This is a genomic window from Lysinibacillus sp. BS3, assembly GCF_039614735.1.
Taxonomy (GTDB): Bacteria; Bacillota; Bacilli; order Bacillales_A; family Planococcaceae; genus Lysinibacillus; species Lysinibacillus capsici.
Window position 1 is genome coordinate 136,864 of the sequence record NZ_CP154860.1, and the last position, 18,814, is coordinate 155,677.

The following is an 18,814-nucleotide window of genomic DNA, read 5'->3' on the forward strand; positions in this document are numbered from 1 at the left end:
TACTATTAAGGATAAGCAAAAGACAGGTAAAATAATCAATAATGAAAATCTCAATGAATTTTTTTGAAGGAGAATAAAATGAAGAAAACAAACTGTGAAATGGAGGTAAGAAAAATGAAACAATCCTTATTTAAAGGTGTAGAGGCCATTTTTATTCCAATAAAAGATCCTAAATTATCGTCTAAATGGTATGAGGAAATACTCGGATTTAAGCTTCAATATATAGAAGAGGGCGCAGCAGTTATGAAAATCACTGAACAATCCCCCACGGTCATTTGCTTAGTAAAAGCTAAGGAGCATCAGCCATGTCATTTTCCAGACAATCACTTTGGTGTGGGGAAATATGTAAACTTCCTCTCTCAAAATATTGAAGAGACCTATTTATTTCTAGTAGATCATCATGTTCAAGTCGAGGCTTTAGAAGGAGAAGGGGACACCAAATTTTTTACCTTCTATGACCCTGATGGGAATCCTTTAGGTGTTTGTCAATCATTATAAGCGGGTCACTGCGTTAACAGTGACCCTAGTAACAAATCTAGGAGGTGTAAGGCTAATTAGCTTTACACTACTATAGTATACTAATTCTCTATATTGAAATAGTTAATTGCCTGGGTAATAAAAAGAAAATTTAGAATTTTATAAAATTAAATGGGATGGACCTATTTTTTAACAATATGCATATAATGTATAGTTTCAAAAGCACATAAATAATCTGTTCGATTTTGAAAATACAGCTCTTGAATCGCTGTAGGAGATAGATGTTCATATATAAGCAAACCTAATCGATCTAGCATCCTCTCCATGTCCTCATAAGCATAGCATGATTTCATTGGTTCACCACCAACTGCGGCCATTTTGACCATGTTTTCTACTCTATTGGAGAGTCCTTTTTCCGTGAAGAGTGTTTCATCAGCATAATCCAAAACAATGGAACTACCTGATGGAACTAAGGCAAATAGATGATTGAGTAAACTTGCTAATTCATCTTTTGTTAAATAATAGGACACACCTAACAGACTAAAAAATGTTTTTTTAGATTGAAAGCCTTGCTCTGAAAATAATTGAGATTGAAATTGCTTTGTAAAATCCATCGGTACAAAATGCAGATGATTCAAGAGGGGGAGAGAAGCTTCCTGTAATCTTTTCATTTTGGATGCCTGTGTTGCGGGATAATCCACCTCAAAAATTTCTAGCATGGTTTGCCCTTGCTGCTGACGATACGGAAAAGTATCAAAGCCAGCACCTAAGATGACATATTGCTCGACACCAAGCTGTATTTCGCTATGCAAGACCCTTTCACAATAAGCAGCACGTGCCAAAGGAGTCGGTGAGAGTTGAACTTGTGTAATCCATTTTATTAATTCCTTTGAATTGTCTTTAAACTTTGTAGCGATATCTTTATTAAAAAATGCAATGCCTTGTATCAAATTAGCTTGGATATTTTGATATTCTTCTTGTGAAATCAATTCCTTGGCTATATAATCATCAAAAATTTTCGGTGTATCAAATTGGCTATGGTAGGCTCTACTAAAGGCAGCCACTAATGAAGTGATACTAGATTCCTGTTGATTCATACCAACACTCCTTAACAAAAAATAGGATTCCCCTGGCCAGGAGAATCCTATTATATATAATATTTATTTAAATGTAAATTTTAGCATAAAAACATTTTTTTGTCAAGTTTTAGGTACTGAGAAAGAGGAGTAATATGAAAAAATTTAAAATAGGCTTATCTTTACTCTTAGCAGTAATTGTTAGTGTTATGCTCATTACATGGAAAGATCAAAGCTATTCTGCTATTGATCTATTAGAAAATGCTAATTTTCATGTGGAAAATTCCACTGTTACGCTACATCGTATAGATACAGATACAGAAGATATCTTTTCTGAAATGAAAATATCAAAAGAAACACAGCAAGAATTGATACAGTCTTTTCAACAGGCAACATTCAAAAAAACAGCCATAAAAACTATTGATTACGATTACCGAATGACAATTTCACTCAATACAAGCTACCCGATGTTCATTGATTCTAAAAATAAAATATTGGTTCTCCTTAACACAAATGAAAGCTTTGAACTGATAAAAGATCACGCTTTTTTTAGTCTTTTAGAAAAAGCAACGGAAGATTCACAGAATTAGTTAGTATCCAACACAAGCTAAATAAGTAGGGATACAGCATAGATCTTCCCTGTGAATTATGTAGATGAACCAACTGGGAATGGTGAATTTCACACTTCCTTTTATAGTGACCATTCTGATGAAGAACTCGGTATCTGATATGAGGTGAAAAATAAAGGCACACAACAATTTAACTGGAGTGTCACGGCTTTGGGCTAAAGGTAGAGTAGCTGCTGAAGGACAAATATCTTTACTGGAAAAAGACCGATATAAGTCAGAGGAGCGTGTGCTATAGATGGAGCTGACGGCGTGTTTGATTTGCCATTTAATTAGTAGAGTAAAAAATTTTTAAGAATGTGTAACTTTTTAAAACATCAGCCGTCTAACTCATCAGTAGAATACAAAGAACTAAAGCAAACTAGTAACATTCACTTTTCACAAAAGGGCCAGGATTCACATTTTTTCGTGTTTCCTGGTCTTTTTGTGGTGGTAGTCCTATAATTTAACGAAAAAATAAAGAATTTATGAAACCTTTAGCCTGTTCATTCGTATTGTAATTTGAATCTAAAGCTAGACAAGATTTAGTAAGATTCACTTTCACTTAAAAGACTAGAGCTTACATCATCATGTGAGAGTCTAGTCTTTTTTGTATGGTTGTTCAGATATTGTTCAGTATAATATGTTAATCTGTGAATGAAGATATTTCATAGTCTTCAACCTAAACGCAAAATGGCCAGTTCTCTTTAAAAGAGTGACTGGTCTTTTTGTTTAATGTTCCTTTACAGACGTGTTTCTTCAACATATTTTATGAATAGCACGAAAAATTAGTAGCTTCACCTATCATAGTTAAAACCATAGAGACCTGTATGGTTGTAACAGCGCATGTCTTGCTTGTATTGCTTTCCCATCACCATGCGAGAATGATGAAGTGGATTTCACGCTTTCAGCAGAAATTTTTCAGTTAGAGCAGGGAGAGCATTGTTATCAATTTCAGTTTGTAGAAACATACTTTAAATTATGTGAAAATAGCAAACAGTCAACCACCTATACAGTGGGGCTGTCATTGGTAAATGACCCTGTGTCATGAGCTATGGTTAGTCATTTATGAGATTTCATTATTTCTTATTTTAATGAAACTAAGAAAGACTTAAAATTTGATAGAATGATTTATTTTCTCGAAAAAGCATTAATTCCCCCTAAAATCCTATTGGAAAATATTTTAACTTGTTCAGCGCCTCAAGTTGTCGTAGTATTATAACGAATCAAAACTAAGTAAGTTAGTAAGATTCACTTTCACAATAAAACCAGGTGCTCCCCAAAAGAGAGCATCTGGTTTTTTGTTTATATACGATATAGCTGTATACTTAGCGATACCCGATCCATATTGCCTAAGCACACAGTGATTATTTTTTCTCAGCTACAATGATTAAAAACATAGGTCTCCGTAGTTCATCTTGCATGTCCGGAATATTTTTTAGCATTTCCTCTGAAGGCATAGGTTCCTTCACCGCACTTATCGTAAATCCAGCTTGTATTAAGACATTCATATAAGTAGACAGTGTGCGATGGTATTTAATAACATTTTCGGTAAGGAAGGTCGTTTCTCGAATGCCTTCTGTCTGATAATGATCAACTGCCCAATGCAGGCGGTTGCCATTCTCATCGTAGACCCAATCTTGTTCATTGCGTGATGTGTATATAGGATGCTCTACAGAAAAGACAAATGAACCATTAGGTTTTAGATAAGCATAAACCTTCTTACAAAGTGCTTCGAAGGATTGTACATAGTGAATCGCTAATGAACTAATTACTACATCAAATTGAGAAGCGGAGAAATGGATATCTTCGATCGGCATCTTTAAATAGGTAATAAAAGGATCATTCGTTTTTTCCTGCGCTTTTTGCAGCATTTTTTCTGATAAATCCACACCAATTACTGATTTTGCCTGTTGTTCACGGGCATAGCGACAATGCCAGCCGAAGCCACAACCTAGATCAAGTACGGTCTTATCCTGGAAATCTGGAAGAAGTGCTTTTAATACGTGCCATTCACCTGCCGCGTCTAGTCCTTGAACAGAACGTGGCATTTTTTCATATTCGGAAAAGAAATTGATTTCATCATATTTATTTTGTTTCATGTATAGAACACTCCTATCAATTAAGTTCGCCCCCTAAATCTACTGACAACCTAGGAGGCTAGCTATCTTCTTCTAACCATTGTTCCACCTCATGTAACTATTTTTTTTACTATAACACATGATCATTCAGGCGTACCTAAAAAATAGGAGAAGAACAGACTTGGCGTCACTTGATTATGAGTAAGAAATAAATAATAAGTATTAGAGGAAGCTGAATACACTCCTCGTCAAATCAAAAAGATCCCATCTCTAAAATTTAGAGATGAGAGCTAATGTCCTTTATATACTTTTAATCTAACCACTCAATTGAACAATCGTTAAGGAGCGGTTAGCATAACTAGCGACGAAGGAATCTGAAGCTGCACTGGCTCCCACCAAATCCCCTGCGGCTAATGTAGCTTGGACCACATAGGCCGAGCTACTTCTATTGACAACATTAAAGACTGCAATGCCGTTTAGAAAAATCGGTTGACCATTGACGGTAATGCTAACTGTGAAAAATGGTTGATCAGGATCAGGGGCTGCTGTTGCTTGCGCATTAATCGAAATGGTGATTTGATAGACACCGTCATTTTGAACGACCAATTCATTCCCAGATGGGCTAACCGTAACATTTGATAGCGCACCAACCACTTGGAAAGTGACGGGTGTTGGATCAGGTGATAAAGGGCCCAATGTATCTCCTCTAAGGGATCCGTACGCTAAAACACTTCGATCTGGTGAAGGGACAGGAACAACAGGACCAGGAAGTGCAACAATTTTTGGAAAATATTTCATTTCATTTGGACAACAGTTCTGACATGTATGTTTACCGAACATTCTCTAACCCTCCTTTATGCTCTCAATATAAATATTATATTCAACTCTCTTATCTTTAATTGAACGGACACCTAGGCTACAGATTAGATAAAATCTAAAAACACTAGTATTTTTAAGTAGTTATTTGTTGATGGTCTCCATTTTGTTAGAAGTATTCCAAAGTTTGAGATGTTATTTCAACTCATATAAAAAGAAAGCCCAGTATCAAGTCTGGGCTTTCCTTAGTTAGCGGTATCAAAAAAGCTACTTTCTCGCCTGAATCAAGGTGAACCAACTTTTTCCATTTAATGTACCAGAAACTCTGTATATGGGTTGATAGAAATCTTTTGTATCATACATATACGAGAGCTCTATTAAATCGACAGTAAGCTGATCGCCTTTTTTTATCAACAGTTCTTCTTCTGTTACGAGTGCATTATATTTTATCTGTGGAAATTCGCCCTTTTTAATTCGCTCATACACCTCTGCAGGTGACAAAATATTTACTTCACGGATCAATTGATGCTCATGAATATTATACGATAATGAATACAAACTACCATCTGGTTTCAAACCGAGCTCTACCTCACCAAGCCAATAATCTTGGTTCAATTCAGCTTGGTCAGGAAGCGTCCATTCAAATACGCCATTATCCAAAGCTGTAAACTCCCCATCTTTAGGAAGGAGAGAAAGCTTATCCATCATACTCTTTGCCTTCTTCACAAGTGTCTCTTGCACAGCTAAGGAAGGTTGCACGGGCGTATAAAGATCGTCTGTTAGCGACCAATTTCCCTCTGAATTAATAAATAGCGTATACGAGTTCTCGGCTTTATCTTTCAATAAGAGCTCACGATCACCACTAATATCCTGCCGACTTAACTCTGATAAATCAAATTTCTTTTGCAACAAAGTCTCAACTTCATCTGTATGAATTATTTTTTTATACACGGGGGCAACGGTAGATGCTGTATGTAAATCTAATGAGGTTGTTACATCAACATCCGACATATTTGATTTTGTGTAGGCATTAATTGCTAAATGACCAAATTCCTGTTGAGCGTAGACAATCATCATGCCAATAAAAATCAAACCCATCATGAGAGGAATGGCTAGGTTACCGATCAAACTTTTCATTTTTATTTTTTTATGCTGAACAATGGAAGATCCTAGTCTATAGAACTGGTATCCAATAATCCCACCAAGCGAGTTGTTGATTAAGTCATCAAGCTCGAAAATCCCTGCTCCTGTAAGTGTTTGATACGTTTCAATGGATAAGGTTGCCATCACCACTACAGGAAGAAGCCATTTAAACAATTTAAATTTAGAGAAAAGTAAAGGTAAGAAAATGCCTAGTGGCACAAACATTAAAATGTTAAAAATACAATTTTGAAGATCACGTAACGAGTATTTCTTCCATGCATCTATATAGCCACTAAATGGTTGTAGATTCATTTGCATGAAATGGGAAGAACCACGCCCAAAAATCGTTAGTTCACACACAAATACAATATAGCCGATAAAGAGTGCTACAAGTATCAGTTGCTTAAAGTTTATTTTTTTTCGATTTGACTGATGTTTTTTATGATAGAGGAAATAATAAAGTCCAATAAGTAAGAACTCAGCACCAACTATAAGGATGACTGGCAACATTAAAATTCGAATGTTATTCATAATATCTGTAACGCCCAAGACAAGATGCTCCTAACTATGTTAATCTATTGTCGACTTTTCTTATTGTAAATGGTAATTATTAATAATTATTGAGAAAAATTATGAAGATTTCTTAAGATTTTGTAGCATACCTAATTGAGGGAAAATGCTTTTATTTTCCGTGAAAAAGGGGAGGAACAGTCTAGGGATTATCAACAAAGTTTGTGAAAATTGCACGTTTAGAGGCAAAGATAAACCTTGCTGTTTCGATTTATCAGCATAATTTTATGGGCAATAAAGTATAGGTAGGCATTTTTTATAAGACTTCCGTTGTATTGTCTTGTCAGTCCTTGTAATCAAAATTGACATAAACAATTGTCAGAAAATATCAATATACCCTATAATAAATAAAAAAGCTGAGAATAAGAGGTGAACTTATGGGGAAACCAGTAGATTACAATCTATTTCCGGGTTATCAAAACACACTTGACTCCAGACTTGATGAACGTAAGGAAGAATTTATTGAGGAACTAGAAAGAGCAAAAATTGATGGACATATACTTGAATTTGAGAAAACACCAGAAGAATTGCCCCAATAGTAAGAGCAAAGCATCTTGAAAAAAGATGCTTTTTTCTTTTATTTGGAGCTTGTTTATATGTATAAATTGGGCTTTTCACTGCAAGGAACTCTGCCTTTTTAAGCGATAATAATTGAGAGAAATGTCAATAATCAATAGGATGTAGAGTACACTAAATACATTTAAAATTAACGAAGGCAGAGGGAAAATGACCTCTCTAATCAATATTAACCAAATAGTGGTTGATACTAAAACAATCGCATCCAATAAAATAACCATAGTATGTTTGTAGGCTTTAAAAATAAAATTAAATACAACTAGCCTTACTATAAGTGGCGTTGTTAAGAAAAATGAATAGATCTGTGTAATTTCTTCTAGGCTCACATGCATCTCCCTTTGGTGTTATTTGAGTTAAATAAGCGGCAACAAATAAAAATAGGACTATTAACAGTAGTCCTATTTTAAGAGTATAGCATATAAATGTCTATTTTTCCATTTTACGTAAATAGGCGAGCTGTCCAATATGATAGGCATTATGGGTAGCGGCATTAGATATGATGGCCCACCATTGCGCTTTCACAGGGAACCCATTTACGATAGATAAAAGTTGCTCTTCCTCAATTAATTCTTGCCACGTAAGTAGGATATGTAATAACTTTTCTTTTAATTCATAGAAAGTTACCTCCTCTTTAACTAGAAACGTATTCGCATTATTTGTTTGCGAAGGAGCCTTCACTTGATTTTCTCGATACCGTATTTGCCAAATTTCATTCCAGTAGATTAGATGCTGGACAATTTCAGCCATACTATGGCTAGAAGAATCGGGTTTCCAAAAGGCTTCTGCTTCAGATAACCCTTCTACGACTTCAGAAAATGAGATATACCAACTTGGGTCATTTGCATTAGCTAAAAGTTGATCTAACAAAATGGTCTTAGCCTCCATCATTCACGTTCCTTTCTTCAAAGTAATTTATTGAATAGTATAACATTTTAAGTTTTAATATACCGATAAAATAGTAGTTCTGACTAGCTTTTATGAATGCAACAATAAAAAAGCTGCAGCTTATTAGAGCTACAGCAAATATAGATGCGGATTTTAACACTAGTTAAATCAGGCAAATCAGCTTCTATTTTCAGCTTTTTCCGATTCTTCTTTTTTACTTCTAAGTAGTAATGCCATGAATAAGAAACTGGCCACCCAAAAGGCAAAGAATAAATTTTCTAGCAAAGCCCAATGACCATTTTTAATATAATTCCAAATGGTTGTAAATAAAAAAATAATGATGAAGAATGCGATATATAAGCATTTTCCGAATGTAGTCACTTCAAGCACCTCTATTATTAATCATCACACATAAGAAAAGAAGAACGTAATAAAACCCTCTGTTTCACTCGTTATGGGTAATACACTCAAGGTTAGTGTGTGTAAATTTTGGTTACTTATACATCCACCGAAAAAATAGAAGGTAACACTTACCATATAACAACTTTTTTAAAAAAAATTTCAAAATTAGCGTATTCGCGTTATGTTAGACTGAACTTAAGAAATAGGTGGAAGGGACGGAAATAGAGTGAGACAGTATGCCAACAAAGAAGAATTGATTAGTACGATTAACGAAAAGTATAAAAAATATATTGCCGAATTTCATGATATACCAGAAATCTTGAAAAACAAACGGATTAAAGAAGTTGATAAAACGCCATCTGAAAATCTTTCTTATCAACTTGGTTGGATAAATCTTTTGCTTCACTGGGAGCAAAAAGAACAAAAGTGCGAAGAAGTACATACACCTGCAGAAGGCTATAAATGGAATAATCTAAGTGGATTGTATAACTCTTTTTATAAACAATACGGAGAGTACTCTTTGAAGGAACAACAAGCAATGCTTAATGAAGCTGTCAATCATTTATGTGAGTGGTTAAATACCCTTTCAGAAAAGGAATTATTTGAAGTTGATCAAAGACGATGGGCAAAAACACAAGCTAATTGGCCCGTTTGGAAGTGGGTTCATATTAACTCAGTTGCTCCATTTACAAATTTCAGAACCAAAATTCGAAAATGGAAGAAGATGAACCTTTAAAAGATTAGATGTTCCTTACTATAACAAACCAAACGAATTGACTTTAGCCTTCCACAAATGGAGGGCTTTTTATTATCCACTATGACAACAAGTGCGATGGGTTATGGTACGTTTTACTGTATCTCGATGCTTCATATGAAGGAGGTGGAAGGGAATCAATCAAGCAACAATCTTTCAGCGAGCTGCTATTATGGTGTCATGTCAGTCCTTCTCTACAAAAGTAGTGAAGTTTTTTTATGCCGCCGGAACTGAGCTGGTACATTAGCTCATACGAAAATGTAATTACATAATATAAAACTACTATTCGAATGACTATTGTAAAAGATAAATATGTACTATTTTACATAGAATTTAGAATATTCATATTAAATAACAAAGTATTTATTATTTTTCTGTTAAAATTATTATGTTAAACAATATTTTGGTATTGTTTGATAATTACCGATAATTTTGTTAAGAGGATTTAAAACTTATCTTTACTAAACAGGAATAGGGAGGGATTACGCAAAGTATGAGTAGGTGGGGAAATCCAAGTATTTGAACGCATTAACAGCTTCAGCGGTTGTAGTAACACCGATTGCACTGGTAGTACAGGTACTATTTCGGGAGATTTAATCATTTATGCACCGAATGTAACCCTCTCTTTAGATGGGTTAACCGTTGTAGGGAACACAGTAATTGAATAATAACTTCCATGTAAAACCTAAGGAAAAGATTATTTTAGACTAAAATCATAAGGAGCTAAGCGAATGAAGAAATATGAATGTAATGTCGTTACCAAAATAGCGTTATCATTTTTACTTGTAATCTCTATGATTTCACCTTACTTCACAGTTGTAAAGGCCGAAACGACAGAAGCAATTGGAGTGGGGGAAGCGGTCAATCAATTTGATCCAACCGCAGTAAAGAGTAATGTTACTGTAGAGGGATATATAGTAGGGTTCGCCAAAAGTGAAACTTCTTATTCTGTGATAGCAGATAGTGACACAAATATTGCGATTGCTGATACACCAGATGAAACAGATGTCACGAAAATGCTGTATATTCAATTACCAAGCTCCTATAGAGCCAATTTTGGATTATTTACTAACCCAAGTAATCTTGGGAAAAAAGTTAGAATAACAGGTTCACTGGAAAAATATTTTGGCAACCATGCAGGGCTAAAATCACCAACTTCAATGGAGTTTGTTGGGGACGATACTACTGAACCAAATCCTCCCGAGACAGCAACAATTGCCGAAGCTCGTGCAGCTGTTGGAACAGACCGCACAGTTCAAATTCAAGGGACGGTTACGACATTACCTGGTAGCTGGGGAGGCAAGGCCTTCTATGTACAGGATGAGACAGCAGGGGTATATGTCTTCTCTAGTTCTGCAGAAGCAGGGAGCTTAGCTGTTGGAGATATTGTCGGCATCACAGGGAAAACTAGTTTATATAGTGGAGAAGTTCAATTTAATTCACCGACAATTGAACGGATTTCTACAGGGACGGCACCTACACCGCAGACAGTAAATTTACCGATTGCGGATGATAGCACACAAGGAAGATTAATCACACTTGAAAATGTGAAGATTAAAGATTTAGCGCCATCTGGTACGTATGGTACATTTGAATTTAAAGCAGTCGATGCAGCAAATAACGAGCTGTTAATTCGCCATGATAACCGTACAGGCTATCAGTTCTCTCAGTTTGAAGCAGATGGTTTCAATAACAATGATGTCATCACAGTGACAGGGATTGCGTCAATTTTTAACGGGACCTATCAATTAAAAACGTTAAGCGCGGAAAGCTTCCAATTAGTATCAAACTATGAGCCAACACAAGTAGAGAATATTAAGGCTTTACCAGCAACAGGCGAAGTTTATGCAGGAACGAAAGTAACATTATCTACAAATACCCCAAATGCAACCATCTATTACACAATCGATGGTTCTGAACCGTCAGTAGCTAGTGAGGTTTATGATGCAGCAGCGGGGATTGTTATAAATGAAGCCATGACTATAAAAGCATTTGCTACTGCAACAGGCCTAGACGATAGTGACATTGCATCCTTTGATTATACGGTTAAAGAAGAGCCAACTGTTATATCTATTACGGAAGCTCGTAATAAAGAAATCGGGCAAACTGTTATCGTATCAGGGATCGTGACAGCAAAATTAGAAACGGCTACAGCGCACATTCAAGATGAAGATGGGGCGGCGATAGCCATTTATCCTGTGGATAGTCTTGCCGCAAATGTCGGTGATCGAGTGACGGTGCAAGGACGAGTAGATGAATATAGCGGTCTAAAGCAATTAACGAATATTTCACTTGTTGGTATGCCTGTTCCTTCGACAATACCAGAGCCACATCTTATTAAAAGTAATGAGGTTGCGGAAGACAATGAATCGAAACTAGTTACAATTAAAAATGTTACTATTACTGGTTCGGGTCAAAACTTTACAGGTACTGACGAAGTAGGCCCATTTGCTATTTACGATAAAACAAGAGATTCTGGTTTAGTGAGTGGAAAAACTTATGGGGAAATTACAGGGATTGTTGGTCAATATACAAACCATCAATTGCTCCCTCTTCGCGTTATTGAAGATGTAACAAAGGTGCAGGATATCAAAGCTTCTCACGTCGGGGGCGTAACAGCTGGCACGAAAGTCTCCCTTTCTACAATGACGGAAGGAGCAACGATTTATTACACAGTGGATGGCTCAACGCCAACAACAGCTAGTGCAAAGTATACAGAGGAAATCCTTGTTAATAAACCAATGACGCTTAAAGCGATTGCAGTGAAAGAAGGATTAACGAACAGTGCAATTGCTACATTTGTTTATGAAATTATTGATACTAAAAATGCCAAGATTAGCGATATTCAAGGGGCAAGCCATAAATCACCATATGTCGATTTAACAGTAAATGATGTGGCGGGAATTGTAACATTCGTTTTAAATTCAACTAGCTTTATTATGCAAGAAAACGAGTCGTCATTTGATGGCGTAAAATCAACTGCTATCAAAGTAAATAAGACAGGACATAATGTAGCAGTAGGGGACGTTATTAACGTTTCAGGAAATGTAGTTGAGGCGGGTGGCAACTCTCGATTGACAGATACACAAATTGCAGCAACAAATATTACAAAAACAGGTATAGCAGGAACTCCAGAAGCCCTTGTGATAGGGGAGGATCTGTTGCCACCAAATAAAATTATCGATAATGATAGTTTTGCAATTTTTGACCCACAAGAAGATGGCATCGATTTTTGGGAATCTATCGAGTATATGCTGGTATCATTCCCGGATGCGAGAGTAATAGGACCGATTTATAATAATGATTCTCCAATTGTTGTACCGAGCACAACTAATAATACATTCAATGTGAATGGTGGTTTAAATATAGCGGCCGATGATTATAACCCAGAAAAAATTATGCTTGAAGGGGTAGCTGGTAAAAATTATGATTCAGGTGATCGTTTTAATGATGCCCTTATCGGATTTGTAGAGAATTTTACAGATGGCTATCGACTGAACACAAATAAAGTCTTCCCAGAAGTGACAAAAGCGAATCTTCAGCAAGAAGTGACGCATCTTGAACCAGTAGCGGACAAGTTAAATATCGCTTCCTATAATATCGAAAACTTTTCAAATAATCCTGCCAATACAACAAACGAAAAAGTAGCCAGAATTGCAGGGACATTTGTGAATAATATGAAATCACCAGATATTATTACATTAGTCGAAGTTCAAGATAATGATGGACAAACTGATTCAGGAAATGCGGATGCATCGGAAAGCTATATGCGATTAATTCATGCAATTAAAGCTGCGGGTGGTCCTGCGTATGATTGGATTGATGTCATGCCAATTAACAATACAGTAGGTGGTGCACCTGGCGGTAATATTCGTGTAGGTTACCTATATAATCCAGAACGTGTTTCATTAGTGTCAGGTATAAAAGGGATGGGTGACCAAACCAATACGTGGACAGCAGATGGAAGTCTCGCTTTAAATCCTGGCTTTGTTGATCCATCAAAATTTGTAGATACACGAAAACCAATTGCAGCCGAATTTGAATTCCAGAAAGAACGTGTAGTGATTATCGGAGCTCACCTAAACTCTAAAGGTGGAGATGGTTCACTTTGGGGACCAACTCAGCCACCAGTGCTAGAATCAGTAAAGAAACGTATTCAGCTTGCTCAAGCCATCAATGATTTTATCGATGAAGGACTTGCCATTAATCCAGATTTAAATATCATTGTAGCAGGGGACATGAATGACTTTGAATTCACACCAGCTCTTCAAACGTTAAAGGGTGATGTTTTAACGAATATGATAGATAAAGCCCCGGAGCAAGATCGTTTTACGTACTTCTTCCAAGGAAACAATCAAGTGTTGGATCATATTTTAGTTTCGAATAAGCTTGCTGACGTTACAGAAATTGACTTGATTCATATAAATGCGAACTTTACAGAAGCACAAGGCCGTGCATCAGATCATGACCCAGTATTAGTTCAAATTGATTTGAAAGCAGACAATGAGGAAATACCAACACCAATAACACCTGAAAATGTATACAATTTTGATAACTACAAAACAGGTAAACTGATCATGAATCGCCCAAGCATTTCGCTATCGTTAGGGAAAAATACGAATATTAAAAATGGAATTGCGGTATTTAGTGAATATGCTGAATTCCATGGGGAAGGATTTGCGGATAAAACAGTAACGATTAGTCCAAAAAAAGGAAATGCGATTATTGACTTTAAAGGTACGAAAATTGGTGAAATTATTATCGAAGGAAAAAATGTAAAAGAAATACGAAATTTACCTGATGGAGCGACCATTACGTATACTAAAGGGGCTTCGGCAGAGGAAATTGAATTTAAGTAGTATCTAAAAAACAATCCAGCACTAGTCTATATTGATTTGGTGCTGGGTTGTTTGCTAATTAACCTATAACACTGAAAAGTTGTTCATTAATCAAAAAATAACCAAGTGTCCATATGATTACTTGGTTATTTTTTACTTTTTATAAAGCCCATATTAGGAAAAATAAATTTTAAACCGATAATTAAAGCAAAGAACCCTGAAATCCTTAATGTTACATTTGTAAATGTCTCTCCATTTTCAGTGATATTCATTAGTAAACTGCCAAAGGAAATAAAAATAAATCCAATCAAAGCAGAAATATATTTCAATCTATCATCCCCTTATTTAAATAAGCACTAATTTTTACTCCACTCCCAAAGCAGTTTCTTTTTATCAAAGATTAGCATCCAACCTTTCTTTCAATACAATTATTTCAGTTGGAGGTAAATGAGGGACGCATTGTATCTATAAGAGTAACTACTCATGCTTAATGCATAAAACTATTTATAAGTATACCCCACTTAAAAGGATTTATAGAAGTTTAGATGGTAGTGAATATATTAGAAAAATCACTATTTATCTTAACCATCAAGAAAAGGATCCCTCTTTTTTTCAACGTTCCAATTTCCTTAGATCAAAACTCGACCAAATCAATATTTTGTGCAGATGAAAGAATGAATGACTATGGGAAACGAAAAAAGCATTGCAACGAAGCAATGCTAAGTACGTGGAGTTTTTGACAACCTTACTACATTAAAAACAAAGCCTATAACTCCACAAATAAAGAAAATATAGGCTACTAGTATGGACATAACTTCTAAGTTGTTAGTGAATATCCTGTATCCTCCTAAAGTAAATAAAGCCAAACTGCCAACCGAACTAAGTAATATTTTATTTTTGTCAGTCAACACACACACCTCCAAATAATGGTATGTATATAGGTTAACACAAAATGTATTTTTAGTTAACCTATTCTATGTTTATTGGTGAGTGTCATAAAAACAAAGAAACTTTACTGTACACTTTGAGTATTATCAAGACTAAAATCGAAAAAAATTAAATAAATTAATGGACCAAACATATTTTATATGACTAATATGTTTGGTCTTTATCTATTTAAAATATCGAATCTTAATGTACTTTAATAAAGTCTTTTCAAAAATAATAAAGACCTTTATAAATGTTAGTCATTTTATTCAACAAAAGGGCTGTATAAATAGTTCTCAGAAAACGTGCAACGGGAGATTTACCTATATCGTCTTTCTGGAGCTTTCTTCTTCTTATTTGTTGAGTTTGGATTCCTTTTTCATTCAACCAAAATATATACTCTCGTTCTGCTTTTTCAATATCCAATTCCAACATTGATGATAGTTTGGGGTACTTTTCGTTTATGAACTCCGTCACTCGTCTTAATGGCGGTTGATTTACAAAGGCATACGTGATTGACCAATAATCGTTAAATAAATGTTGGTAATAGACATATTTCACTTCTAAGTTAACCAAAGGATTATTGAATCGAAAATGAACATTTTGGTTTGAATGCTTATAGTTCTCTACCTCTTCTTTAAATTGTTTAATTTTACCTATATCGTTGATTTTCCATTTGTCATTGACGAGGAAATAGGGATTACTTATTTGTTCAACCAAAACCGAGCCATCCTCGTGTATTACTTTATCAAAATAAGTTGAAAGTTCACTTTCTAAGCCTTCATGAAATCCTATTTCTTCTGATCCAATAATCTTCATTTGTTTCATCTAAGTAACTCCTTTTAGTCATTTTTCTTTAGGTTAAATGCAGATTGTGCCTTATTCCAATCTTCTCGAATATCTTCGTCAGAAGGATGTAAATATAAGTTCATTGTTGTTTGGATATGAGCGTGTCCTAATCGTTCTTGCACTTGTTTGATATCCTTTGTTTGCTGATAGTAAATTGTAGCGTGTGTATGCCGAAATAGGTGAGGGTGTAGCTTTTTTATTCCTGTTTTCTTTTTTAAACGCTTAAATAGAGATTCTACATCCAAATAATCCATTGGTTTCCCGACATTTCCACCTCGTATTTTCACAAAAACAAAGTTTGAATCTAAATCTAATTCATCCAACACTTCGTACAAATAATCATCGTATAAATCCATTAAGGATTGTGACACGTATATCTCTCTTTCTCCGGTTTTTAACTTAGCGCCATTCTCCAATTCCCCTCGCTCAACAAGGCGAATTCGATGTCCTTTTTGAAAGTCAAATTTAAAATCCTCCATAAAGAGACCTATAGCTTCACCAATACGAAATCCCGTTTCATATAACAATTGAATCAGGAACTTATCTCGGATATTCGTAGTTGCTTGCAATACTTGTTGTACTTGTTCCTTCGTTAGTGTATTTACTTTTTTACGTGGTTCATTTAATTTAAGTACGTTTCTTGCGGAGGGCTTATCTTTAGTAATATGGTGTAAGAAGCTTTTGTAACGTGTGTTACCTCCAGTGAACACTTGTTTCATTAACTTTTCCATCATGTCATTTTGTACTTCTTCATTTCGAAATAAATAGTCATAAAAGTTTGCTATAACTGTGATGGTATGGTTAACAGTTGTTTCTGCTCGTATTGCTATTTCTTGTTTAATCGGAGCGACTTTGGAATTTCCGTAAGGACTTCTTAACCACCCCACAAAGTCCACCAAATCCTCTAATCGAATATGTTTATAATCTTTGTTCACTTCTTTCAAATAGGTAAAAAAATGCTTTAAGGAATAACAATACGATTTCTGCGTATTAGAGCTTTTCCCCGTCTTATCTAAATACTTTATGTATTTCATGGCTACTAGTACGGGAATTCCTTCTTGGTCGAGTAATATATATCGCTTAATGTTATTTTCTAAAATAACCTCCTGAACTCTCATAGCACTTCCCCCTAAAAAGTAATAGTAACGCTCATTTTCTAACAGATTATATTTCGATATGGAATATAATAACCACAAAAACAAATGTATGTTCACTTATATTATATACATATTAGACTAATATTTTTAAATCGAGTTAATAAATCTAATATGTATTGAAAAAGAGGATATATGCTCATATATTGAACATATTATCCTCTTATTAGTTTAGTCTATTTAATGAATAAAATGTTCAGCAAGGAAGAGGATTCTTGCTGAACATTACTATAAATATAATAATTTTTTTATTAATTAATAAAATTTTGAGGAATACATTCACGAACACCAGAATTTCTCAATGAGTTAAATAAAGCTGCACTGATTCTTAAAATAACAAAGTTATCAGTGCCATTTTCTAATTCATAGATCACAAAGTATGAATTATCGACTGTAAAAATACATTTTCGTTCTAATTCAAATCCAGGTGGTACAGGAGGAAGATTAAAACGTGGTACAACTAGAGGTGTATCTCCTTCATCTCTGATAAAATCGAAAGTTTGTTGGTCAATCTCATAGATATTAACTGGATCAATCTCCACACCTTTTTCTGGAATTGTAATTTCATCTTCAACTAATACGAAAAAGCGTTCGTTTCGAAAATTGAAAAGACCTCTCGCCCCTATTTCAAATGATGCCATTTTATATTCACCTCCTATTCTCTAAATATCTTATTCATATCAAATACAGTTGTTTGGACATTAAGGAGGGGGAGTGAAGAATAGTTTCTGGTCTGAAGTCATTAGAAGCTAATAGTAGGGTGAGATAGATTTACAATTTCGGATATGAATGGGGATTAGCTGGACAATTTGAAGTTCATGTCAGAAAGAAAATGTGCTGTAAGGAGTGATAAGCTGGAGGTAAATGAATGAATATGGAAAGCCCTATACACTGGTATAGGGCTTTTATAATCTTAACATTAAATTCTAAAGAATCTGTGTTAATTCTGAGTTCACAAACCGTTGGGCAGCAATAATTACACCTGAAGCTGTTCGTCCATAAACACTATATATTCCACCATTTTGATTTGGAATAATTTCAACTTCATATTGAGCTCCAACTACACCAGGCGTTACAAAGGTAGAACCATTCGCAATAGCGGCAAAAGGAGTTGTTGATAATAATTGTCTTGACCCATCTAGTCGAAAAACTCTTACTACGCCAGTTAATAAACCTCCCGTAAGGTTAAGAATTTTGACACGAACACTAGCTGCATTAGCTGGTTGATTTCCTGTATTTTCAATTGGGCCAGTAGTTAAACTCATTTATTTCACCTCCAAATAAACAAAATTTGTATAATCTGCAGATTATATTTTCATAGTATGAAGTATTCTGTATACTCTCTAGTCTTATTAATCATATCTATAAATTTAAGAAAAGTGTGGATTGGTTTAGTAAGTAATGCGAAGTATGTAAGTGAAGGTTAACCTATATCTCATGACATAGCACCTTAGTAGAACATTGAATAGTGGAGCTATTGAACAATCTGAGGAAAGAAACTAGTGAACTAGTGTCACTGGATTGGTAGTGACTCTAACATGAGAGAGGCCGTGACGGTCAACTAGCACCACAAACGAATAAGGGTGTGAGATACACTCAATTATTAATTTGCAATTAAAGATACATAAAAAAGCCGTAGTGTTTGCAGACGCTACAGCTCG

General features: G+C 35.0%; 16 protein-coding genes. 5 read left to right on the forward strand and 11 right to left on the reverse strand.

Going from position 1 to position 18,814, the window contains the following annotated elements; genetic code table 11:
• Positions 1 to 114: 114 nt before the first annotated feature.
• On the forward strand, positions 115 to 498 hold the full coding sequence (locus AAJG31_RS00730; protein ID WP_054550489.1) for a VOC family protein: 384 nt from the start codon (positions 115 to 117) through the stop codon (positions 496 to 498).
• A 161-nt stretch (positions 499 to 659) separates the two neighbouring features.
• Here the strand turns inward: AAJG31_RS00730 and AAJG31_RS00735 are convergent, their stop codons facing one another.
• Positions 660 to 1,574 carry a class I SAM-dependent methyltransferase gene (locus AAJG31_RS00735; RefSeq protein ID WP_269898306.1) on the reverse strand — a complete coding sequence of 305 codons (915 nt, stop codon included), beginning with the start codon at positions 1,572 to 1,574 and terminating at the stop codon, positions 660 to 662.
• 134 nt (positions 1,575 to 1,708) lie between these two features.
• Between AAJG31_RS00735 and AAJG31_RS00740 the strand changes: the two genes are divergently transcribed.
• Positions 1,709 to 2,143 carry a hypothetical protein gene (locus AAJG31_RS00740; RefSeq protein WP_279495217.1) on the forward strand — a complete coding sequence of 145 codons (435 nt, stop codon included), beginning with the start codon at positions 1,709 to 1,711 and terminating at the stop codon, positions 2,141 to 2,143.
• A 1,382-nt stretch (positions 2,144 to 3,525) separates the two neighbouring features.
• Here the strand turns inward: AAJG31_RS00740 and AAJG31_RS00745 are convergent.
• The 3 genes from AAJG31_RS00745 to AAJG31_RS00755 all read right to left on the reverse strand — a co-directional run bounded on the left by AAJG31_RS00745 (position 3,526) and on the right by AAJG31_RS00755 (position 6,747).
• Positions 3,526 to 4,260: a class I SAM-dependent methyltransferase gene (locus AAJG31_RS00745; protein WP_103118272.1), complete on the reverse strand. Its 735-nt coding sequence runs from the start codon at positions 4,258 to 4,260 to the stop codon at positions 3,526 to 3,528.
• Positions 4,261 to 4,554: 294 nt separating this feature from the next.
• Positions 4,555 to 5,079 (reverse strand): hypothetical protein, encoded by a 525-nt coding sequence (locus tag AAJG31_RS00750; RefSeq protein WP_103118271.1) that lies wholly within the window; start codon positions 5,077 to 5,079, stop codon positions 4,555 to 4,557.
• Positions 5,080 to 5,322: 243 nt separating this feature from the next.
• A complete protein-coding gene (locus AAJG31_RS00755) occupies positions 5,323 to 6,747 on the reverse strand; it encodes a VanZ family protein (protein ID WP_279495216.1) in 1,425 nt (474 codons plus the stop codon).
• Between the two features lie 398 nt (positions 6,748 to 7,145).
• Between AAJG31_RS00755 and AAJG31_RS00760 the strand changes: the two genes are divergently transcribed.
• Entirely contained in the window at positions 7,146 to 7,307 is a 162-nt protein-coding gene (locus AAJG31_RS00760; protein WP_279495215.1) for a hypothetical protein, read from the forward strand.
• A gap of 463 nt (positions 7,308 to 7,770) precedes the next feature.
• Here the strand turns inward: AAJG31_RS00760 and AAJG31_RS00765 are convergent, their stop codons facing one another.
• Together AAJG31_RS00765 and AAJG31_RS00770 are read right to left on the reverse strand one after the other, a co-directional pair.
• Entirely contained in the window at positions 7,771 to 8,232 is a 462-nt protein-coding gene (locus AAJG31_RS00765) for a DinB family protein (RefSeq protein ID WP_048392558.1), read from the reverse strand.
• Positions 8,233 to 8,406: 174 nt separating this feature from the next.
• On the reverse strand, positions 8,407 to 8,610 hold the full coding sequence (locus tag AAJG31_RS00770) for a hypothetical protein (protein ID WP_048392560.1): 204 nt from the start codon (positions 8,608 to 8,610) through the stop codon (positions 8,407 to 8,409).
• A gap of 247 nt (positions 8,611 to 8,857) precedes the next feature.
• On the opposite strand from AAJG31_RS00770, the gene AAJG31_RS00775 reads away from it, so the two are divergent.
• Positions 8,858 to 9,367, forward strand: a complete 510-nt coding sequence (locus tag AAJG31_RS00775; RefSeq protein WP_115673276.1) for a ClbS/DfsB family four-helix bundle protein — start codon at positions 8,858 to 8,860, stop codon at positions 9,365 to 9,367.
• A 749-nt stretch (positions 9,368 to 10,116) separates the two neighbouring features.
• Complete coding sequence (locus AAJG31_RS00780; RefSeq protein WP_279495214.1) at positions 10,117 to 14,244, forward strand: chitobiase/beta-hexosaminidase C-terminal domain-containing protein; 4,128 nt, start codon at positions 10,117 to 10,119, stop codon at positions 14,242 to 14,244.
• 125 nt (positions 14,245 to 14,369) lie between these two features.
• Here the strand turns inward: AAJG31_RS00780 and AAJG31_RS00785 are convergent, their stop codons facing one another.
• The 5 genes from AAJG31_RS00785 to AAJG31_RS00805 all read right to left on the reverse strand — a co-directional run bounded on the left by AAJG31_RS00785 (position 14,370) and on the right by AAJG31_RS00805 (position 18,418).
• Complete coding sequence (locus AAJG31_RS00785; RefSeq protein ID WP_269898312.1) at positions 14,370 to 14,552, reverse strand: hypothetical protein; 183 nt, start codon at positions 14,550 to 14,552, stop codon at positions 14,370 to 14,372.
• An 826-nt stretch (positions 14,553 to 15,378) separates the two neighbouring features.
• Positions 15,379 to 15,978, reverse strand: a complete 600-nt coding sequence (locus tag AAJG31_RS00790; RefSeq protein WP_279495213.1) for a hypothetical protein — start codon at positions 15,976 to 15,978, stop codon at positions 15,379 to 15,381.
• Between the two features lie 14 nt (positions 15,979 to 15,992).
• A complete protein-coding gene (locus tag AAJG31_RS00795; RefSeq protein ID WP_259950421.1) occupies positions 15,993 to 17,117 on the reverse strand; it encodes a site-specific integrase in 1,125 nt (374 codons plus the stop codon).
• Between the two features lie 287 nt (positions 17,118 to 17,404).
• Complete coding sequence (locus AAJG31_RS00800) at positions 17,405 to 17,794, reverse strand: hypothetical protein (protein ID WP_048392570.1); 390 nt, start codon at positions 17,792 to 17,794, stop codon at positions 17,405 to 17,407.
• A 285-nt stretch (positions 17,795 to 18,079) separates the two neighbouring features.
• Positions 18,080 to 18,418, reverse strand: coding sequence for a hypothetical protein (locus tag AAJG31_RS00805; protein ID WP_048392571.1), 339 nt, complete (start codon positions 18,416 to 18,418; stop codon positions 18,080 to 18,082).
• Between the last annotated feature and the right edge of the window lie 396 nt (positions 18,419 to 18,814).